Source organism: Microbacterium sp. MYb45, assembly GCF_002979655.1.
In the GTDB taxonomy this organism is placed as follows: domain Bacteria; phylum Actinomycetota; class Actinomycetes; order Actinomycetales; family Microbacteriaceae; genus Microbacterium.
Window position 1 is genome coordinate 126,276 of sequence record NZ_PCPG01000005.1, and the last position, 26,636, is coordinate 152,911.

Consider the following 26,636-nt stretch of genomic DNA (forward strand, 5'->3'; position numbering starts at 1 on the left):
GCCGCCCTCACGATGTCGGGGGGAGGGCGAACGGCCAGCCGTGCAGGATGGCGCCGATGCCCGCCTCGAACTGCCGTTCGGCCGACGGGGCCCACCCCGCGGCGATGATCCGGCCGAGGTGGGGCAGCTGCGACAGCAGTGCTGCCTCGGTGTCGTCGTGCTCGCCCTCGGTCTCGGTCGTCTCCGCAGCGGTGGACTCCGACCCCGCGGGAGCGCTGAACTCTCCCATCGCCGAGGCGACGGTGATCATCACGAGCACGTTGACGAGGTCGCCGAGGGCCGGATCGACCGGAGCCCCGAGGTCGAGCAGGATGCCGATGGCCTCGTCGGCCACGGCGAGCGCCGCGGGGGAGGTGATCGGGTGTGTCGCGACGATCGGGATGAGTCCGGAATGCGCGGCGAGCTCGGTGCGGATGGCCCGCATCAGTTCGTGCGCGTAGGCGCGCCAATCGGGCACCCCGGAGGTGGAGGGAAGCGAGAGTCCTGTCCAGAACTCGTCGGCGAGCGCGGCGGCGAGGTCCGACTTCCCGGCGAAGTGCCGATAGGCGGTCATCGGGTCCGCCCCGAGCGCGGTGCCCAGGCGGCGCATGGTGAGCTGATCCAGACCGTCGGCGTCGATCAACTCGAGCGCTGCCGACAGTACGTCGGCGCGGGAGATCCGCTCCGGTCGAGGTGTCATCATGAGATTCCTTTCCGCCTGCGCAGGGCGAGCAGTGCGACGGCGAGCAGGACGAAGCCCGCAGCGAAGCCGAAGAGTGCCATCGACGGGCCGAGCGTGTCGAGCGCTCCGGCATGATCCAGGGTGAGCGACCGCATGGCCTGCAGTGCCCAGTATGCGGGCGACGCCGGAGCGATGGTCTGCATCCAGGTCGGCAGCGACTCGACCGGCCCGAACGCGCCGCCGATCCCCGCCATGAGCATGGCGAGCATGTTGCCGATGACCAGTGCGAGCTCGAGGGATCGGGATGCCGACACCAGGAGCAGTCCGAAGCCGATCATCGCCGCCGAGAACGCCACGAGCACCAGGACCAGCCCGAGCACGGAGCCGTTGGGGCGGTATCCGAAGAGGAGCGCGCCGCCGAGGAGCACCGCGACGAACTGCAGCAGCTGCGCGGCGAATGCCGTCAATGACTTGCCGAGGAGGAGGTCGACGCTGCGGGCCGGTGATGTCCGCAGCCGGTCCCACGTGCCCCACTGATGATCACGGAAGAATGCCGTGACGACCTGCTGGACGCACAGGAGGGCGAACAGCACGGCCAGGCCGGGGACGGCGTACTCGACACCGGACGCGGAGGCGTAACCGGCGGCGGCGAGCTGCCCCCGCGCACCGGGAACGAAGAACGGGACGAACACGAGCGGGATCACCGTCATGACGACGACCGGAGACGGGTCGCGCCACAGGATCCGTGCGTCGATCGCTGCGACCGCGAGACTATGCCGCAACACCGTGCACCTCCGCGTCGTCGAGTGTCGGCGTCTCCTGCTCGTGGAGCAGGCGCACGTACGCGCTTTCGAGGGTCGGGCGAGGGAACCGCACATCGGTGATCGCGCTCGCGCTCACGCCGAGACGCGCGATCAGCTCGGCGAGCAGCTCACCCGCGCTGGTGCCCGTCGATCCGCTCACGAGCCAGTTGCCCTCGCGCACCCAACCGGCCGGCGGCTGAGTATTCGGCTGCAGGCGCACGCGCACGCCGTCGCCCTGCGACCTCACCACCTCGCTGACGTCTCCGAGATCTCGCAGCACACCGTCGTGCAGGAGAGTGAGCCGTGACGGGAGCTGCTCGAGCTCGGTGAGGTAGTGGGTGGTGTAGAGCACGGATGCTCCGTCGTCGGCGATGCGGCGCACCAGGTCGAGGATCTGCTGGCGCGACTCCACGTCGGCACCGACGGTCGGCTCGTCGAGGAACAACAGGCGCGGGCTGTGGGTGAGCGCCATCGCGAGGTGCAGTCGGCGCTGTTGGCCGCCGCTGAGCTGATCGGCGCGGATGCCGGTGCTCCTCGTCAGCCCCAGCCCCTCGATCACCTCCGCGCATCGTGCGCGCAGCTCACGCCCGCGCACGCCGTGAAGGCGAGCGAACCCCGCGACGTTCTCGCGCACGGTGAGGGAGGGGTAGATACCGAGACGTTGCGGCGCGCTGCCGATCAGGGCGGCGGCGGCATCCCGGCGGGAGGCGAGGTCGATGCCGTCGACGGTGACCGACCCGGAATCGGGTGCCAGCGACCCGTTGGCGATGGCGATCAGGGTCGACTTGCCCGCGCCGTTGGGTCCGAGGAGGCCCAGGATCTGACCCGCCGGCAGGGCGAGATCGACGCCGGAGAGCACCGCGCGCTCGCCGAAGGATCGCCGGATGCCGCTCAACCGCAATCGTGTGTCGCTCATGATTCCCCTTCGTAGATCTACATCGTAGACTAACTGAAAAGCCACCGCGTGGGCTGGGTCGACGAAGGGATCGACGAGGGGATGATCCGCGCGTCATGCTCTGTCGTCGATGCCCCGGATTGACATCGGCACCTGGCCGGAGATGACCTGTCGCTGTGGGAGCCGCTGCGACCGGAAGGCTTCTGCACCCCGGCCTGGCACCGTGAGGACATTGCCCGATGGCTCGAACTCTCTAAGGCCGGACGCGGCTCCTCGTCTGGGATCTTCGACGGAGGAGAGCGCGAGGAACACCAGCACCCGGTGGCCGATCATGCGGATGCTAGCGCCCTCACGGCGGTTTCCACGGTCGTCGGCCTCTGGGATGCGATACATTGCATGGTAGGTAGAACTTCAGGCTCTACGTCGCTTTCTGTTCGAGTGGAGGAAAATTGGCACTCTCAGGTGGACCCCTCGAGCGCAGATCCATGAGTGACGAGGCATATGCCCGGTTGCAGGAAGCGATCATCAGTGGCGAGCTGCGCCCCGGTGAGCGTCTGCGGGACTACGAGCTCGCCGAGCGGCTCGGTACCTCGAAGACGCCGATCCGCCACGCGCTGGACCGCTTGGCCGATCACGGCCTGGTCGAGATGCAGCGCAACCGTTACACGCGAGTCGCGCCGATCGACCTCGATCGGGTCCGCAACGCCGTCGACCTCTTCGGCGACATCTGGATCGGCTCCGTGCGCCATGTCATGCCGGTGATCCAGGATGACGACGTCGCGTACCTCACGGATCTCGCCGACGACATGTCGCGGTCGGTGAAGTCACGTGATGTGACGGGCTTCGGGACTGCGCTGCGCGCCATCGCCACCGGCTTCGCCCGCATCGAGGGCAACGCTGCGCGAGCGGTCATCATCGAACGTCTCGGACCGCAGATCCGGCGCTTCGGCGAGCACTCGCGGGACGCTTTCGAGTGGGACAAGATCGAGGCCTTCACCGTCGCCATGCGCGAAGCGATCAACGCGCGCGATGCGGTCCAGACCCGAGCAGTGCTCGTCACGCTCTTCGACGACGTGCTCCCCGCGACGATCGACCGTGCCGAAGTCGCGGGTGTGGACATCATCGACGAGGACTGAGTCCACCGGTGCCGGCATTCCAGGCGAACCCACAGGAATCGCAAAGGGTCGTCTTCTAGCCTGGAGATCCCAAGGGGAGTACTCCGATACGGTCGGGTCGTCATTACGGATGCACGTCGCATCCCGGGCCACCGGTTCCTGTTCAGGAATGGAGAAGACTTTGGCGGTGCAGTCGTACCCCGAAGTCTGGAGCCCGTTTGGACATCACCCCCCTGATCTGGATCATCACGATCGCGGTCACGATCGCGTTCTTCGTCTATGAGTTCTTCGCGCACGTGCGCACACCTCACGAGCCGACGATCGCGGAGTCGGCGCGCTGGTCGATCTTCTACATCAGCCTCGCGCTGCTGTTCGGCGTCGGCATCGGCGTCTTCTCCGGCTGGACGTTCGGCGGTGAGTACTTCGCCGGTTATCTGACCGAGAAGGCGCTGTCGATCGACAACCTGTTCGTCTTCCTCATCGTGATGACCGGCTTCGCAGTGCCGAAGATCTATCAGCAGAAGGTTCTGATGATCGGCATCGTGATCGCGCTGATCCTGCGCGGCATCTTCATCGCCGTCGGCGCGACTCTCATCGAGAACTTCTCCTGGATCTTCTACCTGTTCGGCGCACTGCTCCTCGTGCTCGCCTACCGTCAGGCGTTCAGTAACCACGAGAGCAACCCCGCGAACGGGCGCTTCATGACGTTCGTCCGTCGACACCTGCCCGTCAGCGACGAGTACCACGGCGACAAGCTGACCGTCGTCAAGAACGGCAAGCGCTTCGTCACGCCGATGCTGCTCACGATCATCGCGATCGGGTTCATCGACCTGGTGTTCGCCGTCGACTCGATCCCCGCGATCTACGGTCTCACCGACCAGGCGTACATCGTCTTCACCGCCAACGCCTTCGCGCTCATGGGTCTCCGACAGCTCTACTTCCTCATCGGCGGACTGCTCGAGCGGCTCGTCTACCTGGCCCAGGGCCTCGCGGTCATCCTCGGGTTCATCGGCGTCAAGCTCGTCCTGCACGCGCTGCACGTCAACGAGCTGCCGTTCATCAACGGCGGTCAGGGCGTCGAGTGGGCGCCGGAGATCCCGATCTGGTTCTCGCTGCTGTTCATCGGCCTGACCATCGCGGTGGCGACGGCGGCGAGTCTCATCAAGACCCGTCGTGCCCCGGATGCCGTCACCACGCCCACCGACACCACCCCCACCATCACCCAGAAGGAGCACTCTTGAGCGCGCAGCGCTGTTCTGACTCTTCGGACTCCGACAGTACGAGCGCCCGGTTCATCCCGGGCGCTCACCCCACCACAGAGGAGGCGGCCCGCTGATGGGCGACCTCCTCTGGAACATCGCCCTCGTCTTCGCGTTCGTGCTCATCGGCGGTCTCTTCGCCGCCACGGAGATGGCGCTCGTCACGCTGCGCGAGAGCCAGATCAACGCGATCGGTCAACGCGGGCGCCGCGGGGCGAAGGTCGCGGCCCTCGCCCGCAACCCCAACACCTTCCTCTCGGCGGTGCAGATCGGTGTGACCGTCGCCGGGTTCGCCTCGGCGGCGTACGGTGCGACATCGATCGCGCCGTCCCTGGCGCCCGTGCTCGAGTCGTGGGGGCTGGCGCCGGCTCTCGCCCTCACGGTCGCGACACTCGTGCTCACGCTCGTGATCGCCTACCTGTCGCTCGTGCTCGGAGAGCTCGTGCCCAAGCGCCTCGCGATCCAGCGCAACGCGCAGTTCGCCTACGCGGTCGCGCCCGCACTCAACGGGTTCGCGACGGTCATGCGCCCGGTGATCTGGCTGCTCTCGGTGTCGACGAACGCCCTCGTCCGGCTGCTCGGTGGAGACCCGCACAAGACGAGTGACGAGATGACCGATGAGGAGGTGCGCGACATCGTGGCCAGCCATCAGGGGCTGCCGGATGACGAGCGACGCATCCTCGACGACGTGCTCTCCCTGCGGGGGCGGCAGGTCAGCGAGGTCATGCGCCCGCGCCCGGAGGTCGTCGCCCTCGACGAGGCCGCGAGCGTCGGCGAGGTGATGGCGCAGGTGCGTGATCTTCCGTTCTCGCGCTACCCCGTCTCCGAGACCTCGATCGACGACATCACCGGGTTCGTGCACGTCCGTGATCTGTTCGAGGCCGCGTCCGACGATCCGACGCGGCCGCTGCGCGCGCTCATGCGCGAGATCCCGTACATCCCCTCGTCCGCGCGTGTGCTGCCGACCCTGACCCGGATGCGTGCGGAAGGGCACCACATCGCCGTCGTCGTCGACGAGTACGGCGGCACCGACGGCCTCGTCACCCTGGAAGACCTCGTGGAGGAGGTGGTCGGCGAGATCTTCGACGAGTATGACGCCGAGGTGTTCATCTCCGCAGACGACGGACTCGACGGGCGACTCAACCTGCAGGACTTCGAGGAGGCCACTGGCCTGGCGATGCCGCGCGGCTCGTCCGACACCATCGCCGGATTCGTGACGGAGCAGCTGGGGCGACTCGCCGTCGTCGGCGACACGGTCGAGGTTCCGGGCGCGACGATCCAGGTGGCGGAGCTCGATCGACGTCGGATTTCGCGTGTGCGGGTCACACTCGAGCAGGTCGGGGAGCCGCAGGTCTGACCGCGCGATCGTCGGGTGTCAGGGGCGCTGCACGCGCGTGCCGAGGTCGCTGAGGCCTTCGGTGAGGATCTCGACCAGCAGGCGGGCATAGCGTCCGTCGGGATCGAGGTCGGGGTCGAACACCGTGATCGACGCGCCGACCGCGCCCGGTGCGAGTTCGCGTAACAGAGTCGTGAGCTCTGCCGCCCCGATCCCCCCGGGGTCGGGGCTGTCGACGGCGGGCATGATCGCGGCATCGAGCACGTCGACGTCGACCTGGAGCCAGTATGCGGAACCCGCGACGGCGGCGGCCTCCGCGCCGACGTGGGCGGCGCCGAGGGAGAGGATGTCGGCGGAAGAGAAGACACCGCCCAGGATGCTGCGCACCTCCGGCAGATCTTCGTCATCGTCGCGGTGGCCGATGTGCGCGGTGTGCTCGGCCGCGAAGGAAGGGCCGAGCCCGTCGATGTCGGCGACGGCCAGCCAGTGCCTGCCGATCGCCGCGGCGAGAGCCTCTCCGGCCACGCTCGCGCACTCGTCGCTGTTGCCCGGACGCCGGAAGTCGGTGTGACCGTCGACATGCACCAGTCCGATGCCGCCGCGGCGCACGGTCGCGAGACCCGCGCCGAGCAGGATCGCGCAGTCGCCGCCGATCACGAGCGGAGTCTCGCCCCTGTCGAGCGCCGCGCCGATGCGTGCCGCCAGACGCCGCGAATGATCGATGGTGGCGCTCTCGTTGCGTACGTGTCCCGGCGGTCTCGTGGCATCGTCGTCGACGTAGCGGCCGGCCAGGACGACGCCGGAGTCGGTCGCCCCGAGCTCGGCGAAACGGGCGAACAGGCCGGCCTCGCGCAGAGCCTCCGGTGCCTTCGCTGCGCCGGGGACGCTGCCCGGCTCGGGCGGACGCAGGCCGAGGTTGGACGGAGCCGACAGCATCGTGATCATGCCTGCATCCTGAACCGGGGGTCGGACATTCGCGCGGGGATCAGGCAGGGAAGCGCACCCCGGTGATGCGCTCCGCAGCCGCCCACATTGCGGACCCGATCGCCGCGGAACGCACCTCGTCCGATGCGGCCACCCGCGCCGGCGCTCCGCGGAACTCGAGCAGACCGCCGGGGCCCCAGTAGTCGCCGTTCCTCACGTCTGCGGCCGTGGCCGCGTGGACGACGGGCAGCGCGCCGCCGTCCTTGCCCTGCACGAGCAGGCGGGTCGGCGCGGACAGGGCGCGGACGACGCCGGACACCTCGGCGAGACCGGGACGCGCAGGCGTGAGCGGGTCGACCGCATAGCCCGGGTGTGCACAGACAGCCGAGCGGGAGGAGTCCGACCACCGTCGGGACAGTTCGAAGGCGAAGGCCATCAGCGCCGCCTTCGACCGCCCGTATTGCCGGAGCGAAGCGCCGGTCCACGGGGCGTCGAGGGTCGCCGGGGCGAGGGTCGCGAAGCGGTGGGCGATCGAGCCCACCGCGACGACACGGGCGTCCGGCCCGAGGCTCGACTCGAGCTGCGCCACGAGGGCGAAGTGACCGAGGAAGTTGGTGCCGACCATGAGGTCGAAACCGTCGCTCGTGCGGGCCGAGCGGTCGGCCGCCTTGACCCCGGCATTGCAGATGACCGCGTCGAGCCGTTCGCCGACGTCGGCTGCCGCTTCGGTCACGCTGTCGAGGGAGCCGAGGTCGAGCGGCAGCACGCGCAGGTCGGCGTCGGGCACCTGTGCGCGGATCGCCGTGACCGCTGTCGTCGCGCGCTCGGCGGAACGGCATCCGAGCACAACCCGCGCACCCCGTGCGGCGAGCTGCTCCGCGCACCAGTACCCGATGCCCGCGTTCGCTCCGGTGACGAGCATGGTGCGCCCGAAGTGGTCGCGGGGGAGAGGAGGGGCGGCATCCATCCCCCCCAACCTAGGCCGCGCGGATGTCTCGCACCTCAGTGATCGTGGTCGTGATGCTCGTCGTCTTCTTCCTCGAGGAGCATGCCGACCGACGTCGCGCAGGCGTCGCCCCTCCACGCCTCGATTCCCTCGCGCACGGCGAAGGCCGCGATGACCAGTCCGGCGACGGCATCCGCCCACCACCACCCGAGCAGGGAGTTCGCGACCAGCCCGATCAGCACCGCGGCCGAGAGGTACGTGCAGATGAGCGTCTGCTTCGAGTCCGCGACGGCGGTGGCGGAGCCGAGCTCGCGACCCGCACGGCGCTCCGCGAACGACAGGAAGGGCATGACCGCGACGCTGACGGCGGTCAGGACGATGCCGACGGTGCTGTGCTCCGGGTGCTCGGCGGCGACCAGTGCCATCACCGAGGTCGCGGTGACGTAGACCGCGAGGGCGAAGAAGGCGACCGCGATGACGCGGAGCGTCGGCTTCTCCCAGCGCTCCGGATCACGGCGGGTGAACTGCCAGGCGACCGCGCCCGCAGACAGGACCTCGATCGTGGAGTCCAGGCCGAACCCGATGAGCGCGGCCGAGGAGGCGACGGATCCGGCGGCGATCGCGACGACCGCCTCGATCAGGTTGTAGGCGATCGTGATGCCGACGATGAGGCGGATGCGGCGATGCAGGGTCTCGCGACGGGTGAGGGCGAGCGTGGCGGTCATCAGCAGGTGCAGCCTTCACCGGAGCAGCAGTCCGGTTCCACGATGAGCGTCACCCGCATGAGCATGTCGAGCGCGGGTGCGAGGTGCCGGTCTGCCAGGCGATAGCTGCTGCGGCGGCCGTCCGGCACGCTCTCGACGAGGCCGCAGCCGCGGAGGCACGCGAGATGGTTCGACATGGCCTGGCGCGAGACGCCGAGCGCTTCGGCGAGGTCGGCGGGATAGGCGGAGCCCTCCCGCAGGGTGAGCAGGACGCCGGCGCGCGTGGGGTCGGAGAGTGCGTGCCCGAGGCGAGCGACGGCGGCCGTGTGCGTGGGGGAAGAGGCGAGGGCGGTGGTCACGTGACCACTGTACAGAAGACAATGAATTCAGAACAGGCTGAACTCAAAGATGTGGGGACGCGACGAGATGTCACGCCCCCGCACCCTGACCTGCTCAGCGGATCGCGTACACCGCGCTGCCGACGATGACGGCGACGATGGTCGTCCAACCGATGATCGCGAGCGCCTGCCAGAAGAGGATGCGGGCCTTGCCGACGCCGGAGGCGGCGAGCATCGTCGCCGTGAACTGCGTCGGCAGCAGGAGGGGGCCGAGCAGGCTGACTCCCGGGACGCCGTAGCGCTCGAACGCGCGCTGGAACTTCTCGCGACGCGGGGTGCTGTGCACGGTGTCCGCGGTGCCCACCGCACCCTCTTCCGTCGTGCCGCCGCCGGCGAGGGCGACCGCCTTGGCTCGCGAGCGGTTCACGACGGCCTGCCGGGCCCCCGAACTCACCAGCACCACCACCAGGACGCACAGGAAGTTGCCCACGATCGCGGCGATCGCGGCGACCACGGGTGGGATGCCGCCGATGATGCCGATGCTCACCGCCCCCTCGCCCTCGATGAAGGGGATCGCGCCGGCGAGGGCGACGATGAGGGGCTGCACGAGCTCGGGAACCTGGGCGACCAGGTCCTGGAAGGTCTCGATGAGGTTCATGGGGGTGCTCCCTGATGTCGGTGCGAACGGTCTCTCCGCTGCGATGACCCCAGTCCACTCGACGCGAGGGCGTGGCGGCAGTGTCGGGCCGTCACCGATTCCCGGGTGGATCGCACGCGGCATCCGTGACAACTGTCACGGCCCTATCGTGGGAGCGTGAGCAGCCGCGCCGAGCCCCTCGCCCCCGTCGAGCCGAGTCCGGGGGCGCGACAGCTGTCCCGCGGCGTCACGGCCACGTGGTGGTACACCGTGACCGCCGTGATCGCGTTCGAGCTCGCGCTGATCGTTTCGTGGACGCTCACGTCCCTCGCGGACGACCTCGAGGGTTTCGTCGGCCTCGTGGTCGGCGTCGGCGGCATCCTCTGGTGCGCGTCCACGATCCCGTTGCTGCTCGACTACCGGCACCGACTGGACGCCGAACCGGGCGTGCGCTGGATGCGTCTGCTGCTGCCGTTGCTCGTCGCCCTGATCTACGGAGTCGTCGCCGGCGTCGTGGTCGGCAGTTGGCAGCTCGCAGTGATGCCCCTCGTGCTGACGCTCGTCCTGCTGAACTGGCCGCGCGGGGTGCGGTACAAGGTGGTGATCACGGCGACGATCGCCCTCATCCTCCTCGGCATCGCGGATTCCGCTCTCGACGTCGCCGACGACAACCCGTTCCTGATCCCCGCCGTGTACACCGTCTTCTTCCCGGTGATGCTGGTCAGCTCGCTGTGGTGGTGGGACGTGCTGATCACGCTCGACCGCGCCCGCGCATCCGAGGCGAGGCTCGCCGCCACGCAGGAGCGGCTGCGGGTCGCCACCGATGTGCACGATCTGCAGGGGCACCACCTGCAGGTCATCGCTCTGCAGCTGGAACTCGCGGAGCGTCTGCTGCCGACCGACCCGGACGCGGGGATGGAGCAGCTCCGTGCCGCCCGGGTGAGCGTCGACGAGGCGCGCCAGGGGACCAGGGACCTCGCGACCCGCTTCCGTTCGGTGCCGTTGGGGGATGAGCTGGCCAACGCCCGCGACCTTCTCACCGCGGCCGGGCTCGAGGTGGAGTCCGCCATCGACGCGGATGCCGATTCCGCTCCGGCATCCGCGCTGGGCCCCGTGATCAGGGAGACGACGACGAACGTGCTGCGGCACGGCGGGGGAGCGCGGGCGCGGCTGGCGCTCCGCAGGACCGCGGATGCGTGGCGGTACGAGATCGCGAACGATGTGGTCCCCGGCGTCGACGTCGAGCACGACGGCTCCGGGCTGGGAGGTGTGCGCCGCAGGATCGAGGAGGCGCACGGCTCCCTCGAGGTGCGACGCGACGCCGACGAGTTCGTGGTGGTCGTGACGGTGCCGACGCAGGGTGAGGGCGCTCGATGATCCGCGTGCTGCTCGCCGATGACGAGGCGATGATCCGCTCCGCTCTCGCAGCGCTGCTGCGCCTGGAACCCGACATCGAGGTGGTCGCCGAATGCGCCGACGGCGAGCAGGCGGTCGCCGAAGCCCTGCGCCTGCAGCCGGACGTGTGCCTGCTCGACCTCGAGATGCCGGGACTCGACGGGGTGCAGGTCGCCGAGAAGCTGCACAGGGCGATCGCGACGCGCTGCGTGGTCGTCACCCGTCATGCGCGACCCGGTGTGCTCCGTCGCGCGCTCGCCTCCGGCGTCTCGGGCTTCCTGCCGAAGTCCCGCGGTGCCGACGAGGTCGCTGCCGTCATCCGCCGGGTCGCCGCGGGCGCTCGCTACGTGGATCCCGAGATCGCCGCCGACGCCTTGAGCGACGAGCGCTCGCCGCTCACCGACCGGGAACTCGACGTGCTGCGCGCCGGACGCCGGGGCGAGACGACCGGTCAGATCGCGCGGGCACTCGCGCTCGCGCCGGGCACCGTGCGCAACCACATCTCGGTCATCCTCGGAAAGCTCTCCGTCGGCACCCGCCAGCAGGCCGTGCTCATCGCCGAGGAGCGCGGATGGATCTGACGGCCGATATGCTGTCGGGCATGGGAACAATATGCGCTGCGCCCATGATGGGGCGCATCTACGCGATCCGCGACCGCCGCGCCTGACGGCGCGCTCGCTCTCCGCACGCATCTGCGCGCCGTCCACCGAGATGTCATCGCACCTCGGGACGGGCAGTCCTCTCTGACGCCTCTTCGCGTCCTCCCCTCCTTCGAGGTGCTCCGATTCTTCTTCTGGAGCGCACTCATGCCTCGTTCAATCCATGGCGGCCGACACGAACTCGGCCAGAACTTCCTCACCCATCGTCCGACCCTCGCCCGCATCACCGACCTCGTCGGGCGCACCTCGGGCTCGATCCTCGAGCTCGGGTGCGGTGACGGCGCACTCACCCGCTCGCTCGCAAGGTTGGAGCGACCCCTCGCGGCGATCGACGTCGACGAGCATCGGGTGCATCGTCTGCGAAAGACGCTGCCGGGCGTGCGCATCGAGGTCGCGGATGCGACTCGCCATCCGCTCGACGCCGAGGTGGTCGTCGGCAACATCCCGTTCCATGTGACGACACCGATCCTCCGGCGACTGCTGTCCAGCGGTCGGTGGAGTCAGGCGGTGCTGCTGACGCAGTGGGAGGTGGCGCGCAAGCGCGCCGGCGTGGGCGGCGGCACGATGATGACCGCCCAGTCCGCGCCGTGGTTCGAGTTCTCTCTGGAGGGCCGCGTCCCGGCCTGGGGGTTCTCACCGCAGCCGAGTGTCGACGGCGGGGTGCTGGCCATCACCCGTCGCGGCTCACCGCTCGTCCCGGCATCCGACCGCCGGGAGTACGAGGTGTTCGTGCGGGCCATGTTCACGGGACGGGGATCGAACCTCGCTGCGGTGCTGGCCACGGCGGCAGGCATCCCGATGTCCCGTGCGCGACGGTCCGTCGCGGCGGCGGGTGCCCACGACCGGCGTCTTCCCCGTGACCTCCGTCCGGAGCACTGGGCCGCGCTCTGGCGGCACCTCTCCCGCGGCTGACACGGCCGGGCCGTCTCGCAGACGCCTCTGCGTGACGGCCCGGTCTCGTCGTCGTGAGCCCGATGTCGGAGCATCCGGGTAGCCTCGACGCATGTCCGCCTTCGCCACGCTCGCGACCCCGGTCGGGGTGATCGGGGTGGTCAGCGACAGCGTGGCGATCACCCGCGTCACGTGGCGGTCCACTCCGCCTGAGGGCAGCGCACTCCCGGCCAGCCCGACTGCTGATCCGCTGCTCGCCGAGGCACTCGCGCAGCTGGCCGCCTACTTCGCGGGCAGCCTGCGCCGCTTCGACGTGCCGGTCGACCTCGGCGTGCAAACCGTGGCGACGCGAGCCGTCCTCACGGCCCTCCACGAGACGGTCGGGCACGGAGAGACGATCACGTACGGCGGCCTCGCCGCGCGCAGCGGCACCGACGTCCCCGCCCGGGGGATCGGTTCGATCATGGGTGCGAACCCCGTCCCCCTGATCGTGCCCTGTCATCGGGTGGTGGCCGGCGACGGCCTCGGCGGATACTCCGGCGGCGATGCGGGCCAGGGCCTCGAGACCAAGCGCTGGCTGCTGGAGCATGAGGGAGCTCTGCCGACCTCGCTGTTCTGAGCCGGCGCTGCGGCATCCGTCATCCCGTCATCTCACCGACGAACACCCTGCGAGAATGGACGTGCCGAGTCCCGAGCCGAGGAGCCAACGTGCAGTTCATCTCCACCCGCGGCGGCATGCAGCCGCAGTCGTTCAGCGAGACGCTGTTGGAGGGCCTCGCGCCCGACGGCGGACTGGCGGTGCCCGAGGTCATGCCGACCGTCGACGGCGAGACGCTCGAGCGCTGGCGTGCGCTGACGTACCCGCAGCTGGCGACCGAGGTGCTCGGGCTGTTCGCGACCGACATCCCGCGCGCGGATCTCGCGCGGATGACCGATGCGGCATACGCCGGCTTCCCCGACGGCGTCGTGCCGCTGCGGGCCATCGACGACGAGCTGACGCTCGTCGGACTCTCCGAGGGGCCGACGCTCGCGTTCAAGGACATGGCGATGCAGTTCCTCGGACAGGTGCTCGAGTACACGCTGGAGCGCAACGACGCCGTGCTCAACATCCTCGGCGCGACCTCGGGCGACACCGGTTCTGCGGCCGAGCACGCCCTCCGCGGCAAGGAGCGCGTCGCGGTGTTCATGCTGTCGCCGCAGGGCCGCATGAGTGCGTTCCAGCGGGCGCAGATGTTCTCTCTCGACGACGCGAACGTGCACAACATCGCGGTCGAGGGCGTCTTCGACGACTGCCAGAACCTCGTGAAGAAGCTCGCCGGCGATCTGGACTTCAAGCGCGCGCAGCACCTGGGCGCGGTGAACTCGATCAACCTCGCGCGCATCACGGCGCAGACCGTCTACTACTTCTGGGCGTGGCTGCGGGCGACGGATGCCGGTGGCTGGACCGAGCTGTCCTTCACGGTGCCCTCCGGTAACTTCGGCAACATCCTCTCCGGCTTCTTCGCCAAGCAGATGGGTCTCCCGATCCGTCGCCTGGTACTCGCCGCGAACGAGAACAACGTCCTCGACGAGTTCTTCCGCTCCGGCGTCTACCGCCCGCGCAGCGCCGCCCAGACGCTCGCGACCTCGAGCCCCTCGATGGACATCTCCAAGGCGTCGAACCTCGAACGCTTCATCTTCGAGCTCGTCGGCCGCGACCCCGCGCGCGTCGTGGGGGCGTGGGATGACCTCGAGGCCCAGGGCTACTTCGACTTCTCTGCTGATCAGGAGCGCTTCCTCGAGGAGTTCGGCATCGTCAGCGGCACCTCGACGCACGAGGACAGGCTGGCGACGATCCGCTCGGTGTACGAGACGACGGGTGAGGTCATCGACCCGCACACGGCCGACGGCGTCAAGGTCGCGCGCGAGTTCGTCGAGCCGGGTGTCCCGATGCTCGTGCTCGAGACGGCGAAGCCGGAGAAGTTCGCAGAGACGATCCACGAGGCCATCGGTGTCGAGCTCGGTTACGCGCCGGAGTTGCAGCAAATGCTCGACGCGCCCCAGCACGTGACCGAGATGGGTGACGACGAGCAGGCTCTCCGCGCCTTCATCGAGACGAACGCGCTGCACTGACCTTCGCGGTGGTCGTCGAGACCCCCACTTCACGTCGAGACCCCCTCGTGCCGCTGTCGGCAGGAGGGGGTCTCGGTGTTTCCGGGGGTCTCCACACGAGCTGTCGCGGGCGTGACGCCGAGCCGGTACGTGCGATGCGCACATCCGGGTTCGATTCTCGTGCGATATGCACATGTCGTGCGGTGTTCGAGCGTGGCTACTGTGGCGCACAACCCGTTCCCCTCCTCCTCCCGAAGGATCCTCATGGCACGCACGGCGCACGCAGACGACTTCGCGCTCTCCCGGGTGACTCCCGAGGCCCGCAAACCCTGGTTCGGCATCGCCGTGCAGCGATTCGGACAGGTCTCGGCCCTCTCTCAGTTCCTTCTCGGCGCGACCCTCGGCTACAGCATGACTTTCGGCGAGGCTGTCCTCGCCTTCCTCTTCGGCTCGCTCATCCTCGAGGTGATCATGTGCGTGGTCGGCTTCATCGGCCAGCGCGAGGGCCTCAACACCGCCCTCCTCGCACGCTGGACCGGCTTCGGCGAGATCGGCGCCTCCCTCGTCGGGCTCGCGATCGGCATCAGCCTGATCGGCTGGTTCGGCATCCAGTCCGCCATCTCGGCGCAGTCGCTCGATGCCCTCATGCCCGGCGCTCTGCCGGTCTGGGCCTGGAGCCTCATCTTCGGCCTCGCGGTCACCGCGATCGTGGCCTTCGGCTTCGTCGGGATGCAGTGGCTCGCGAACATCACCGTGCCGCTGTTCCTCGTCCTCGTCGGCTGGTCGGTCATCTCCGAGCTGAGCCGTCACGACATCGGCGAACTGCTCACGGGCCCCGCGCCCGGACCCACGATGAGCGTGTGGGCCGGAACCGGCATCGTCGCGGGTGGCCTCATCGTCGGCGCGATCATCACGGGCGACATGACCCGCTTCAACCGCTCGCGCGCCGACGTCATCAAGCAGACCGTGGTCGGCGTCTCCCTCGGCGAGTTCGTGATCGGCCTCGCCGGCGTGCTGCTGGCGCACGCCGCGGCCACGGGGGACATCGTCGCGATCGTGACCTCCTCGGTCGGGTTCATCGGCCTGTTCATCGTGCTCACCGGCACCCTGAAGATCAACGACTGGAACCTGTACTCCTCCACACTGGGCCTGGTGAACTTCATCTCGACCGCGTTCGGGAAGAACCTGCACCGCGTCACCACGACCATCGTGCTGGGCGTCGTCGGATCCGTGCTCGCCGCGGTCGGCATCCTCGGACAGTTCACCGAGTTCCTGATCGTGCTGAGCGTCGCGTTCCCCCCGATCGCCGGCATCATGGTCGCCGAGTACTACATCGTGCGTCGCTGGCGTCCCGACCTCGACGCGACGCGCGACGAAGGCACCCTCCCGGCGACCGCCCCGCGCATCGTCCCCGCGACGATCGTCGTCTGGCTGGTCTCCGCGCTGGTCGGCTACTTCGTGACGTGGGGCATCCCGTCGCTTCTCAGCCTTTTCCTCTCGATGGCCCTCTACATCGTCGCGGGCAAGCTCGGCTGGGTGCGCGGCGTCGGCGTGGCCACCACACGGCAGGCCGCACCGGTCGAACAGACAGCAGCGGCCTGAGCCGCCGCAGACAGACACCCCTCACAGGAAAGCGAGCATCATGCACATCGGCATCGACGTCGGCGGCACCAACACCGACGCAGTCCTCATGGACGGCACCCGCACCCTGGCGGGGGTGAAGCACTCGACCACCCCCGACGTCACCAGCGGCATCATCCAGGCGATCGAGGACCTGCGGGCCGGACACTCGTTCGAGGGCGCCGACATCGATGCCGTCATGATCGGCACGACGCACTTCATCAACGCGCTCGTGCAGGCGAGCCGTCTCGCCCCGGTCGCGGCCCTCCGGCTCGGGCTGCCCGCCACCCGTGCGCTGCCGCCCCTGATCGATTGGCCCGAGGTGCTGGTCGAAGCGACCCAGGCCCGCAGCTACCTCGCGCACGGCGGCTACGAGTTCGACGGCCGACCGATCTCACCGCTCGACCCCGACGAGATCCGGGCGCACGCCGAGGACATGAAGGCGCACGGCATCCGCTCGGTCGCCATCTCCTCGGTGTTCAGCCCCGTGAACCACGACCTCGAGGTGCGGGCGGCCGAGATCGTCGCGGAGGTGCTGGGGGCGGACGCCGCCATCTCGCTGTCGCACGAGATCGGACGCATCGGGCTCCTGGAGCGCGAGAACGCGACGATCATCAACGCCGCGCTGCGCGAACTCGCCTCCGAGATCGTCGACGGGCTCACCTCGGCCGTTCGCGCCCAGGGCATCGAGGCGCCGATCTTCCTCAGCCAGAACGACGGCACGCTGATGGACGAGGAGTACGTGCGCCGCTACCCGGTCGCGACCTTCGCGTCCGGCCCGACCAACTCGATGCGCGGGGCAGCGGCCACCAGCGGCCTCGACGACTGCGCCGTGATCGACGTGGGCGGCACCACCGCCGACATCGGGTTGCTGATCAACGGCTTCCCACGCGAGACGGCGAACGAGGTCAAGGTCGCCGGCATCCGCACCAACTTCCGGATGCCCGATGTGCTCTCGCTCGGCATCGGCGGCGGCAGCATCGTCGACGAGGAGACGGCCGAGGTCGGCCCGGCTTCCGTCGGCTACAAGCTGACCACAGAGGCACTGGTCTTCGGCGGATCGACTCTGACCGCCACCGACATCGCCGTCGCGGCCGGTCGCGCGCAGGTCGGGGATGCGAGCAAGGTCGCGCACCTCGACCCGGCGTTCGTCGAGCGGGTGCTCGCGCGCATCGCCGAGCGCGTGTCCGAGGCCGTCGACCGCATGCGCACCTCGCCCGAGCCCATCGCGGTGGTCGCGGTCGGCGGCGGATCCATCCTGCTCCCCGACGAGCTGCCGCTGTTCGGCACGGTGCACCGGCCGGAGAACTACGCGGTCGCGAACGCCATCGGCGCCTCGATCGCACAGGTCGGCGGCGAGATCGACAAGGTCTACGCGATCGAACCCGGTCGCCGCGAGGAGACGCTCGCCGAGGTGCGGGCCGAGGCCGTCGACAAGGCCATCGCCGCCGGCGCCAAACCCTCGACCGTGTCGATCATCGACTTCGACGAGGTGCCCATCCCGTACCTCCCCGGCAACGCGACGCGCATCCGCGTGAAAGCCGTCGGCGACCTCGACATGGGGGCGTGACATGAGCTGGACCATCACTCCCGCACACATCGACGGACTCGCCCGCGGCGCCGCCGTTCTCGGCACCGGTGGGGGAGGAGACCCCTACATCGGCGCGCTCCTCGCCCGTCAGGCGCTGACTTCCGGCGACGTCACCGTCGTCGGTCTCGACGAGGTGCCCGACGACGCGCTGGTGCTGTTCGTCGCGATGATGGGCGCGCCGACCGTCATGGTCGAGAAGCTCCCGAGCCTGGCCGAGGTCGTGGAGCCCGTCAAGGCGCTCGCCATCCACCTCGGTCGTCCCGTCACGCACATCGCCTGCGCAGAGGTCGGCGGTGTCAACTCGACCATCCCGATCGCCGCGGCCGCCGCGCTCGGGCTGCCGTTGGTCGACGCCGACGGCATGGGGCGCGCTTTCCCCGAGCTGCAGATGGTGCTCCCGACCCTTTACGGCGTCACGGCATCGCCCCTCGCGTTCAGCGACGAGAAGGGCAACACCGGCGTGCTGCAGACGGCGGACAACTCCTGGACCGAGCGCATCGCCCGCGTGGCCTGCGTCGAGATGGGCTGCTCGGTCATGATCTCCGGGTTCTCCATGTCCGGCACGGCCGCGCGGGAGTCGCTCGTCTCCGGTTCACTGTCGCGCTGCATCGAGATCGGGCAGCGCATCGCCACGGCCCGCGACGAGAAGACCGACCCGGTCGACGCGGTCGTCGATCTCCTGGGCGGCCGAGAGCTGTTCGACGGCAAGGTCGTCGACGTGCACCGGGCCACCACGACCGGCTTCGCACGCGGGCGCGCACGCATCGACGGTGACGCCGGTGCGACGCTGACTCTCCAGTTCCAGAACGAGCACCTCGTGGCCGAGGCCGACGGGGCGGTTCTCGCGACTACTCCCGACCTGATCATGGTGCTCGACGGTGAGTCCGGCGAGCCGATCACGACCGAGGGCCTGCGCTACGGGCAGCGGGTGCGGGTGATCGCGGCTCCGGCGGATGAGCGCTGGCATTCGGAGGCCGCCCTCGCGATGGTGGGCCCCGGCTACTTCGGCTACGACATGGCGGCGCACCGCTACGACGGCAGCATCTCCACCGGATCGGCGTCGGCGGGAGCCGCGGCATGAGCTGGCAGCTCACGGCTGCCGACCTCCCCGATCTCGCCCGCGGCGCGACGCTCCTCGGCACGGGCGGAGGCGGCGACCCCTACATCGGCAAGATGCTGGTCGAGCGGGTGCTGGGGAAGGGGAGCATCACGATCCTCGACCCGGACGAGCTCGCCGACGACCTGTTCGTGATCCCGACGGCGCAGATGGGCGCCCCGACCGTGATGATCGAGAAGATCCCGGCCGGGACGGAGCCCACGCTCGCCCTGCGCACGCTCGAGGAGCACCTCGGACGGACCGCGGACGCGACCATGCCGATCGAGTGCGGCGGCATCAACTCGATGATCCCGCTCATCGTCGCGGCCGAGACCGGGCTCCCGGTGGTGGACGCCGACGGCATGGGCCGCGCGTTCCCCGAGCTGTCCATGGAGACCTTCGCCGTGTACGGCGTGCACGGGTCGCCGCTCGCGCTCGCCGGGGAACGCGGCGAGAAGGTCGTGATCGACACCGGCGACGACGACCGGCAGATGGAGTGGCTCGCCCGCGGCATCACCATCCGCCTCGGTGGCGTCGGTCACATCGCGGAGTACGCGATGACCGGAGCCGACGTCCGGCGAACGGCCGTGCCCCGCACGATCTCGATGGCACTCGCGCTCGGCCGCGCCATCCGGGTCGCCCGAGAGGAGCACCGTTCGCCGTTCGAGGCGATCGCCGACACCCTCTCGACGACTCTCTACCCGCACCTGCGTGAGCTCTGCGTCGGCAAGGTCATCGACGTGGAACGCCGCACGACAGAGGGCTTCGCCAAGGGGCGGGCGGTCATCGCACCGCTCGGGGCGGAGGAGGGCGACACGTTCGAGATCTCCTTCCAGAACGAGAACCTCATCGCCCACCGTGGAGAGACGCTCGTGGCGATCGTGCCCGACCTCATCTGCGTCGTCGACCACGAGACCGCCGAGCCGATCACGACCGAGGGGCTCCGGTACGGACAGCGCGTGCGGGTGCTGGGCATCTCCACTCCCGAGATGATGCGCACTCCCGATGCGCTCGCCGCGTTCGGCCCGTCCGCATTCGGGCTCTCGGCGGAGTTCGTCCCGGTGGAGACGCTGTCCGCAGGCGAGGGCGTTTCTCCCTAGGCTGGAGCGCATGATGCTGCAGCGCGACGACCTCACGGCGCTCGCCCGCGGCTATGCGCTGCTCGGCTCGGGCGGCGGCGGCTCGACCACCATGCTCGAACTCATGCTCGCGCGGGCGACGGACTGGCCCATCGAGGTCTCCCCGGTCTCCTCGCTCGACCCCGCCACGCCCTGTCTCGGGGTCGCGTTCGTGGGGTCGACGATGCTGCTCGGGGAGCGGCTTCCGGGGGAGGAGCCGTTCGCCCGCCTCCTCGACGCGGTCGAGCGCTGGGTCGGGCATCCGGTTCCCGCGGTCTGCTCGCTCGAAGGCGGGGGGATGAACGGGCTCGCACCGCTGACGCTCGCCGGATCGCACGTCGTTCTCGACGCGGACTGCACCGGCCGCGCCGTGCCGGGGCTGGACCAGATGTCGCTCTTCGTCGACAGCGTGCCGGGGCTCGTCTTCGCCTGCGACACGGGTGCCGACGGAGTCGCGCTCGTCGAGGCGCATCGGGCCATCGACGCCGAGCGCGTCGTGCGATCGGCGATCATCCAGGCCGGCGGTGTCGGCTGTGCGGTGCTCGGCGGCTTCACCGTCGGCGATCTGCGGGAGCACGCGATCGGAGGCCACCTCGCGTACGCGCTCGAGCTCGGCAGGGCCTACCTCGCCGCCGCCGCTGCTCCGCTTCCCCTCCTCGCCGACGCTCTGGGGGCCGAGCTGCTCGCCGAAGGACGTATCGTCTCGGTCGCACCCTCGCTCCAGGACCCGCACGTGAACGCGGTCGAGATCAGCGGTCTCGGCGGCGCGGTGCACCGCGTGGTCACCCGATCCGAGGCGCTGGCCGTGCTCACCGACGGACTCCTCGTCGCCTCGGCCCCCACCATCATCGTGATCGTCGATGCGGTGTCCCGGGAGATCCTCGAGGTCACCGAGCTGGGTCTCGCCCGGAACGTGGCGGTCTTCGCCGTCCCCGCGCCCGAGTGGTGGAACGCGCGGCCCGACCGGCGGTCCCAGGTGGTGCCGTCGGCGTACGGCCTCGACGATCTGGACGCAGCGTGATCGAGCGGCTGCGGTTGAGCGCATTGCTCGCCCATGCGGAGAACGGCGGGCTTCGGCGAATCGCCGGTCCTGCGGATACCGCCTGGGAGGCAGTCGCCGTCGGAGCGGGGGAGGCGGAGCTGACGGACAGCGGTGCGGACCGCCTGGCGATCGTCACCTCGACGGCCCCGAGCGCGACCTGGCAGCAGGACGCGCTGCTGCGACGACTGCGGGACCGCGGTTTCACGGGACTCGCCCTCCCCGGCGCGGCCGGCTTCGATGCGGGCGCGTTCCGGCTCGCCGACCGCATCGGCCTGTGTCTGCTCGACGTCGAGCGCCCTGTGCAGCTCGCGAAGGCCTGCTGGATGCTGCTCGAGGCCCGTGACGCGCTGACGCTCAGCCAGGTGCGCAAGGTCGCCCAGTCCTTCGAGTACGCCGCCGACGACCTCGCCGACCTGCTGGGGCACATCGCGGCGAACCTCGGTGTCGGGGCCGCATTGATCGACTCGTCCGGGGTTCTCCAGGAGGCAGGGGCCCACCTCGACGAACACCTGCATGCCGCGATCGGCTTCGATTCCTGGCTCGATCAGGCGAAGGCCGGCGACTCCGCGGCGGCTTCGGTGCGCGTCGACAGTCCAGGGCGCAGCGGCCTGCGGCTCGTGCTCTTCGGTCGCGGGCTCGGAGAGGCGCAGGTGCAGTCGCTCTCGGTCGCGGCAGAGATCGCGATGCCGGCAGTCGCGGCGCGCATCCTGATCGACGAGGTGGCGGCCGTGAACGACGTCGCCGTGTCGTCAGGTCTGCTTCGGGACTTCGTCGACCTGCACGGGGCCGCCGATGCCGACGTCGAGCGTCGCATGGCGGAGCGCGGCTGGCGCACGGGCGGGCACCACATCGGCTTCCGTGTGGTGGCGAGGGGACGACTCGATTCCTTCTCGCTGCTGCGTTCGGTGAGCGCCGGTCTCTCCGCGATCGACGGCGAGGCGCATGCGACCACGGCGGGACGCGGACTCAGCGGATGGCTGTCGTTCCCGGAAGCCCCGCATCCGGATCGGGTGGAGCGCGCCGTCGCCTCACTGCGGGAACTCCACCTCGCCGTGCTGCGCGATTTCGCGGTGGCGACCGGTGTCGGGTCGCTGCAGGCCGGGGCGGAAGGTCTGGCCACGACCCTGGACGAGGCCGGCGACGCGGCGCGCATCGCCGCATCGCGATCCGCGACCGGGTGGTTCGTGCGTGTCGACAGCCTCGGCCTGGAGCAGCTGCTGCTCGCCTGGACCGGGAACGACACCTTCGTCCCGGCGGCGGAATCGCTGTTGGCGCCGTTGCGCGACGGCGGTGGGGAGCTGCTCACCACGCTCTCCGCCTACCTCGATCACGAGTCCGGCATCGCGGCGACGGCGAGTGCGCTCGGCCTGCACCGCAACACGGTCATGGTCCGGATCCGGCGCGTGCAGGAACTCCTCGGTATCGACATGACCGACCCCGAGGCGCGGCTGGCCCTGCACCTCGCGTGTCGCGCCGTGCAGCCGCGCTGAGCGGTGCCCGCTCACTCCTCCGGATCGCCGTGCAGCATCCACGGGATGCCGAAGCGGTCGACGAGCATCCCGAAGAGGCCGCCCCACGGCGGCACGTCCAGGGGCATCGTGATCGTGGCCCCGTCGGCCAGCTTCTCCCACACCGCACGGGTCGCGTCCTGCGAGTTGCCGCTGAGCGAGACCGAGAAGCCCTGCGGCTTCTCGTAGGGCATGCCGTCGGGAGAATCGGATGCCATGAGGACGAGTCCGCCGGGTGCATCGAGCTGGGCATGCATGACGAGATCCTTCTGGCTCGGATCCTGCACCATGTCGGGGAACTCTCCGAAGGTGTTGATCACGAGCTCACCGCCGAGCACCCCCTGATAGAACTCCATCGCCTCGCGGGCTTCGGTGCGGAACGAGAGATACGGGTTGAGGGCAGGCATGAGGACTCCAGGAGGTGAGAGGTGAGACTACGGCACCGCTGACGCTCAGTCTGCGCCGCGGGCCTTGCCTCCGCAAGAGATCCGACGAGGACGGGCGGGCTCAGGCCGGGAGAGCCTTGACCGCTGCGGTGAGCACCTGGGGAACCGTGGGCACCCCCGTGGCTCGGAACACCTCGACTCCCGACGCGTCGCGGATGATCACGGTCGGCGTGTGGTCGATGTCGAGTGCCTCCGCGGCGTCCGGATCCTGAGCGACATCGATCTCGGTCACCGTCGCATCCGGCAGGAATCGAGCGGCGTCGGCCAACACCGACCGAGTGCGTGCGCAGGCGCCGCAGAACGACGATGACACCAGGGTCAGCTCCATCCCCGCCTCCTCGGATCCGCGATGCTTCTCCCGGATGCAACCGACGACCGTGCCGGCCTGTTCCCGGAGCTAGGACGCGAGCCACTCGTCGAACGTCTGGACACCCAGGTCCGCATCGGGGCCGGGCAGCGCATGCCCCGCGCGCATCCCCGCCATCTGGGGGCCCGGCACGTTCACAGCCGGAATCCACCCGCGGTATCCCTCGCGGCGGGCGAAGGCGCGGATCATGGTCGCGAGGCTCTCCTCGCGCGGGCCGGCGAAGTCGCGCACGCGGCCCTGCGGCTCCGCTGCGGCGAGGGCAGCGAGGCGCGCGCCCACTTCGGCGGCAGCCACGGGCTGCGTCCGCGCGTTCGGGGCGAGGTGCAGCGGCCCCACCTTCGCGTTCTCGAACATCTGGCCCGCGAACTCATGGAACTGCGTCGCGCGGAGGATCGTCCACGGCACGCGTGAGGCCTCGACGACCTTCTCCTGCGCGACCTTTCCCGCGTAGTAGTCGTAGGGGATGCGATCGATCCCGACGATCGACAGCAGCACGGCGTGCGAAACCCCTGCATCCGCTGCCGCCGACAGCAGGTTCCCGGTCGCGGCGGTGAAGAACTCGATCGCCGCGCTCGCCTTGAGCGTCTGGATGCTCGCCACGTCGATCACCGCGTCCGCACCGGCCAGGGCAGCATCCAGGCCCTGCCCGGTCACCAGGTCGACTCCCTGCGACCGGCTGAGAACGACCGCCTCATGTCCTGCGGCCCGCACCGCCTCCACGGTGTGCCGGCCTACGGTCCCGGTTCCTCCTGCGACGGCGATTCTCATGCGTGCTCCTTCGTCTTCTCGGTACATCCTTCTCCATGGCTGACCGGACAGGTGCGCGAAATGTGAGACATCGGCGGAAATTGCTCGCTACGATTCCCCGGAGCGGGTGACCGCTTGACCTTGTCCCGAGGGCAGAGAGCATCGTGAACCCTGTGAGCCACTCCATCGACCTCCTCAGCATCGGTCCCTTCTCCGAGGCCGCTCTGCTCTCGCCGAAGGCCCTGCGCCTCTACGAGAAGCGCGGGCTCCTGGTGCCGCATGCGGTGGACCCGGACAACGGGTACCGCTTCTATCGGATCGAGCAGGCGAGGACGGGACGGCTCATCTCCCTGCTGCGGACGGCGGGCATGAGCCTCGATGCGATCCAGGAGGTGATCGCGCTGCCCGACCGCGACGCGGTCGCGGCTCTGGATGCATTCCGGGATCAGGTACGGACGTCCGCAGCCTCGACCGCCACGCTCCTCGATCAGGCGCGTGGCCATTTCAGAGGATCACCGATGAACACGAAGTCCCTCACGACCGACATCCGCCCCGAGCAGGCGGTGCTCAGCCTGCTCGTCACGACGTACGTCGGCGAGCTCGACGAACGCATCCGCGAGGCGCACGAGCGGTTGAGTGCACTGGCGGCCGAGCGCGGTCTCACCGTCCCCTCCGACGCGTTCGGCATCTTCCACGCCCCGATCACCGCCGACAGCGACGGCCCCATCGAGGTGTGCCTTCCGGTCGACCGCGTCATCCGGGACACCCCGGAGGGCATCCGGAGCCATCGACTCGGCGGCGGTGCGGCCGTCGCCGTCACGGTCGAAGGCGACGACACGGCGTTCCCCGCGATCCTCGCCGCCTACGATCGCGGCTGCGAGTGGATCGACGAGCAGAAGGCGACCAGGGTGGGGCCGCCGCGGGAGATCTGGCATGTGCTTCCGTGGGACGAGACGCGTCCGGCGCGCATGACGGTGCTCTGGCACTACGCGTAAGCGACGCCGGGCGGCACTGTGTCCGGGTGGATGCAGGCGGAGCCGGGGCGCTCGGTACGATGGCGACTGTGACCACATCGACCGTGCGCCCCGGCATCGCCGAGCGGCTTTCGCAGATGATCCGGATCCCGACGGTCTCGGCTGAGCTCGACGAGCGCGGTGCCGCGCCGTTCGAGGAGTTCGTCGCACTGATCGCCGAGCTCTATCCCCTGACGCACGCGAAGCTGCGCCTCGAACGGCACACCGACTTCGGGCTGCTGTTCCACTGGGAGGGCACGGGCGCGGCATCGGGTGGACCGGTCGTGCTGATGGCGCACTACGACGTCGTCCCGGTCGATGAGAGCGACGCCTGGACCCATCCGCCCTTCGACGGCGTGATCGCCGACGGTTCGGTGTTCGGCCGCGGCGCCTTGGACGACAAGGGTCCGCTCATCGTCGTGCTCGAAGCGGTCGAGAATCTGCTCGCCGACGGATTCGTTCCGCCCCGCGACGTGTATCTCTCGTTCGGCGGCAACGAGGAGACCTACGGGAAGGCGGCGGAGGAGATCGCCCGGGTCCTGCGCGAACGCGGCGTCGTGCCCTGGCTCGTGGTCGATGAGGGCGGTGCCGTCGTCGACGCGCCTCTGCCGTTCGTCCCCGGTCGGGCGGCGATGATCGGCGTCGGCGAGAAGGGCGTGATGACGCTCCGGTTGTCGGCGCGCGGCGAGGGCGGTCATGCCTCGGCTCCGCCGTCACTCACCGCTGTGCGACGCATCGGGAGGGCCGTCGACCGTCTCGGACCCGCCACCTTCCGCCCTCGTGCCTCGAAAGCGGTCCTGCGGATGCTGTCGCAGCTGGCCGCCCAGACACCCGGTCCGGCTCGCCACCTGCTGCGGTTCCTCGGAGCGGCGCCGCTCGTCACCGGTCAGGTGTTCGCGGCGCTCGGCGGTGAACCGGCGGCGCTCGTGCGCACGACGGTCGCCCCGACGATGCAGTCCGGCGGGACGGCGGCGAATGTGCTGCCCTCCCAGGCCTCCGCGACCGTCAACCTCCGCATCGCGCTGGGGGAGACGACGCAGCAGACCGTGTTCCGGGTGCGCCGCCGCATCCGCGATCCGCTCGTGTCCGTCGAGGTGGTCGAGGCCAGCGAGCCCTCGCCGGAATCGCCCACCGACAACGCGCAGTTCGCGCTGCTTGCGGCCGCGCTCGAGGTCTCGCATCCCGGGGTTCCGGCAGTGCCCTACGTGATGATGGCCGCCACCGACTCCCGGCACTTCCACCGCTTCTCGCCGGCGGTCTACCGCTTCGCTCCGTTGGACATGTCGAACGCGCAGCGCGCCTCGATCCACGGCGTCGACGAGAGCGTCGAGATCGCCGCGCTGGAGCGCGGAGAGCGATTCCATCGCGCGCTTCTCGAACGGCTAGGGTGATCTCACCCTCCTCCCGCCTCGAGTGGGAGTACCCGAACAAGAA

General features: G+C 69.7%; 27 protein-coding genes. 16 read left to right on the plus strand and 11 right to left on the minus strand.

What is annotated here, in order from left to right; all coding sequences use genetic code 11:
• Positions 1-7: 7 nt before the first annotated feature.
• Genes CQ034_RS11220 through CQ034_RS11230 form a run of 3 tightly spaced genes read right to left on the minus strand, consistent with a single transcriptional unit; the run spans position 8 to position 2,380 of the window.
• Positions 8-682 (minus strand): TetR/AcrR family transcriptional regulator, encoded by a 675-nt coding sequence (locus CQ034_RS11220; protein ID WP_105711100.1) that lies wholly within the window; start codon positions 680-682, stop codon positions 8-10.
• Complete coding sequence (locus tag CQ034_RS11225) at positions 679-1,443, minus strand: ABC transporter permease (protein WP_181156295.1); 765 nt, start codon at positions 1,441-1,443, stop codon at positions 679-681. The genes CQ034_RS11220 and CQ034_RS11225 overlap by 4 nt, the downstream gene beginning before the upstream one ends.
• Positions 1,433-2,380, minus strand: coding sequence for an ABC transporter ATP-binding protein (locus CQ034_RS11230; protein WP_105711102.1), 948 nt, complete (start codon positions 2,378-2,380; stop codon positions 1,433-1,435). Before CQ034_RS11230 ends, CQ034_RS11225 begins: the two co-directional genes overlap by 11 nt.
• A gap of 464 nt (positions 2,381-2,844) precedes the next feature.
• On the opposite strand from CQ034_RS11230, the gene CQ034_RS11235 reads away from it, so the two are divergent.
• The 3 genes from CQ034_RS11235 to CQ034_RS11245 all read left to right on the plus strand — a co-directional run bounded on the left by CQ034_RS11235 (position 2,845) and on the right by CQ034_RS11245 (position 6,090).
• Complete coding sequence (locus tag CQ034_RS11235; RefSeq protein ID WP_029273773.1) at positions 2,845-3,495, plus strand: GntR family transcriptional regulator; 651 nt, start codon at positions 2,845-2,847, stop codon at positions 3,493-3,495.
• A 197-nt stretch (positions 3,496-3,692) separates the two neighbouring features.
• Positions 3,693-4,715, plus strand: a complete 1,023-nt coding sequence (locus CQ034_RS11240; protein ID WP_105711103.1) for a TerC family protein — start codon at positions 3,693-3,695, stop codon at positions 4,713-4,715.
• 94 nt (positions 4,716-4,809) lie between these two features.
• Positions 4,810-6,090, plus strand: a complete 1,281-nt coding sequence (locus tag CQ034_RS11245; protein ID WP_105711104.1) for a hemolysin family protein — start codon at positions 4,810-4,812, stop codon at positions 6,088-6,090.
• An 18-nt stretch (positions 6,091-6,108) separates the two neighbouring features.
• On the opposite strand, the gene CQ034_RS11250 is transcribed toward CQ034_RS11245, so the two are convergent.
• From CQ034_RS11250 to CQ034_RS11270, 5 genes are all read right to left on the minus strand, one after another.
• On the minus strand, positions 6,109-7,014 hold the full coding sequence (locus CQ034_RS11250) for an arginase family protein (RefSeq protein WP_105711105.1): 906 nt from the start codon (positions 7,012-7,014) through the stop codon (positions 6,109-6,111).
• A 40-nt stretch (positions 7,015-7,054) separates the two neighbouring features.
• Positions 7,055-7,960 (minus strand): SDR family NAD(P)-dependent oxidoreductase, encoded by a 906-nt coding sequence (locus tag CQ034_RS11255; protein WP_105711106.1) that lies wholly within the window; start codon positions 7,958-7,960, stop codon positions 7,055-7,057.
• A gap of 35 nt (positions 7,961-7,995) precedes the next feature.
• Positions 7,996-8,664, minus strand: coding sequence for a cation transporter (locus tag CQ034_RS11260; protein ID WP_105711107.1), 669 nt, complete (start codon positions 8,662-8,664; stop codon positions 7,996-7,998).
• A complete protein-coding gene (locus CQ034_RS11265; protein ID WP_105711108.1) occupies positions 8,664-9,002 on the minus strand; it encodes a helix-turn-helix transcriptional regulator in 339 nt (112 codons plus the stop codon). Before CQ034_RS11265 ends, CQ034_RS11260 begins: the two co-directional genes overlap by 1 nt.
• Positions 9,003-9,096: 94 nt before the next feature.
• Positions 9,097-9,639 (minus strand): hypothetical protein, encoded by a 543-nt coding sequence (locus CQ034_RS11270; protein WP_029263804.1) that lies wholly within the window; start codon positions 9,637-9,639, stop codon positions 9,097-9,099.
• Between the two features lie 156 nt (positions 9,640-9,795).
• On the opposite strand from CQ034_RS11270, the gene CQ034_RS11275 reads away from it, so the two are divergent.
• The 11 genes from CQ034_RS11275 to CQ034_RS11325 all read left to right on the plus strand — a co-directional run bounded on the left by CQ034_RS11275 (position 9,796) and on the right by CQ034_RS11325 (position 22,611).
• On the plus strand, positions 9,796-10,995 hold the full coding sequence (locus tag CQ034_RS11275; protein ID WP_105711109.1) for a sensor histidine kinase: 1,200 nt from the start codon (positions 9,796-9,798) through the stop codon (positions 10,993-10,995).
• On the plus strand, positions 10,992-11,594 hold the full coding sequence (locus CQ034_RS11280) for a response regulator transcription factor (RefSeq protein ID WP_105711110.1): 603 nt from the start codon (positions 10,992-10,994) through the stop codon (positions 11,592-11,594). Before CQ034_RS11275 ends, CQ034_RS11280 begins: the two co-directional genes overlap by 4 nt.
• Positions 11,595-11,819: 225 nt before the next feature.
• On the plus strand, positions 11,820-12,584 hold the full coding sequence (locus tag CQ034_RS11285) for an rRNA adenine dimethyltransferase family protein (protein WP_105711178.1): 765 nt from the start codon (positions 11,820-11,822) through the stop codon (positions 12,582-12,584).
• 91 nt (positions 12,585-12,675) lie between these two features.
• Positions 12,676-13,182, plus strand: a complete 507-nt coding sequence (locus CQ034_RS11290; RefSeq protein WP_105711111.1) for a methylated-DNA--[protein]-cysteine S-methyltransferase — start codon at positions 12,676-12,678, stop codon at positions 13,180-13,182.
• A gap of 89 nt (positions 13,183-13,271) precedes the next feature.
• Positions 13,272-14,675 carry a threonine synthase gene (gene thrC, locus CQ034_RS11295; RefSeq protein WP_105711112.1) on the plus strand — a complete coding sequence of 468 codons (1,404 nt, stop codon included), beginning with the start codon at positions 13,272-13,274 and terminating at the stop codon, positions 14,673-14,675.
• Between the two features lie 243 nt (positions 14,676-14,918).
• Positions 14,919-16,256, plus strand: coding sequence for a cytosine permease (locus tag CQ034_RS11300; protein WP_105711113.1), 1,338 nt, complete (start codon positions 14,919-14,921; stop codon positions 16,254-16,256).
• 40 nt (positions 16,257-16,296) lie between these two features.
• On the plus strand, positions 16,297-17,844 hold the full coding sequence (locus tag CQ034_RS11305; RefSeq protein ID WP_029263811.1) for a hydantoinase/oxoprolinase N-terminal domain-containing protein: 1,548 nt from the start codon (positions 16,297-16,299) through the stop codon (positions 17,842-17,844).
• A 1-nt stretch (position 17,845) separates the two neighbouring features.
• Positions 17,846-18,946, plus strand: coding sequence for a DUF917 domain-containing protein (locus CQ034_RS11310; RefSeq protein WP_105711114.1), 1,101 nt, complete (start codon positions 17,846-17,848; stop codon positions 18,944-18,946).
• Positions 18,943-20,061, plus strand: coding sequence for a DUF917 domain-containing protein (locus CQ034_RS11315; protein ID WP_029263813.1), 1,119 nt, complete (start codon positions 18,943-18,945; stop codon positions 20,059-20,061). Before CQ034_RS11310 ends, CQ034_RS11315 begins: the two co-directional genes overlap by 4 nt.
• Positions 20,062-20,071: 10 nt before the next feature.
• Positions 20,072-21,100 (plus strand): DUF917 family protein, encoded by a 1,029-nt coding sequence (locus CQ034_RS11320; RefSeq protein WP_105711115.1) that lies wholly within the window; start codon positions 20,072-20,074, stop codon positions 21,098-21,100.
• A complete protein-coding gene (locus CQ034_RS11325) occupies positions 21,097-22,611 on the plus strand; it encodes a CdaR family transcriptional regulator (RefSeq protein ID WP_029263815.1) in 1,515 nt (504 codons plus the stop codon). Before CQ034_RS11320 ends, CQ034_RS11325 begins: the two co-directional genes overlap by 4 nt.
• 11 nt (positions 22,612-22,622) lie before the next feature.
• Here CQ034_RS11325 and CQ034_RS11330 read toward each other — a convergent pair whose 3' ends face one another.
• The 3 genes from CQ034_RS11330 to CQ034_RS11340 form a co-directional block, all read right to left on the minus strand.
• Positions 22,623-23,036, minus strand: a complete 414-nt coding sequence (locus CQ034_RS11330; RefSeq protein WP_105711116.1) for a VOC family protein — start codon at positions 23,034-23,036, stop codon at positions 22,623-22,625.
• Between the two features lie 100 nt (positions 23,037-23,136).
• Positions 23,137-23,403, minus strand: a complete 267-nt coding sequence (locus CQ034_RS11335; RefSeq protein ID WP_105711117.1) for a glutaredoxin domain-containing protein — start codon at positions 23,401-23,403, stop codon at positions 23,137-23,139.
• Between the two features lie 69 nt (positions 23,404-23,472).
• Complete coding sequence (locus tag CQ034_RS11340; RefSeq protein ID WP_105711179.1) at positions 23,473-24,210, minus strand: SDR family oxidoreductase; 738 nt, start codon at positions 24,208-24,210, stop codon at positions 23,473-23,475.
• A gap of 152 nt (positions 24,211-24,362) precedes the next feature.
• On the opposite strand from CQ034_RS11340, the gene CQ034_RS11345 reads away from it, so the two are divergent.
• A complete protein-coding gene (locus tag CQ034_RS11345; protein ID WP_181156296.1) occupies positions 24,363-25,184 on the plus strand; it encodes a MerR family transcriptional regulator in 822 nt (273 codons plus the stop codon).
• Between the two features lie 68 nt (positions 25,185-25,252).
• Complete coding sequence (locus CQ034_RS11350) at positions 25,253-26,593, plus strand: M20/M25/M40 family metallo-hydrolase (protein ID WP_105711180.1); 1,341 nt, start codon at positions 25,253-25,255, stop codon at positions 26,591-26,593.
• Positions 26,594-26,636 lie beyond the last annotated feature (43 nt).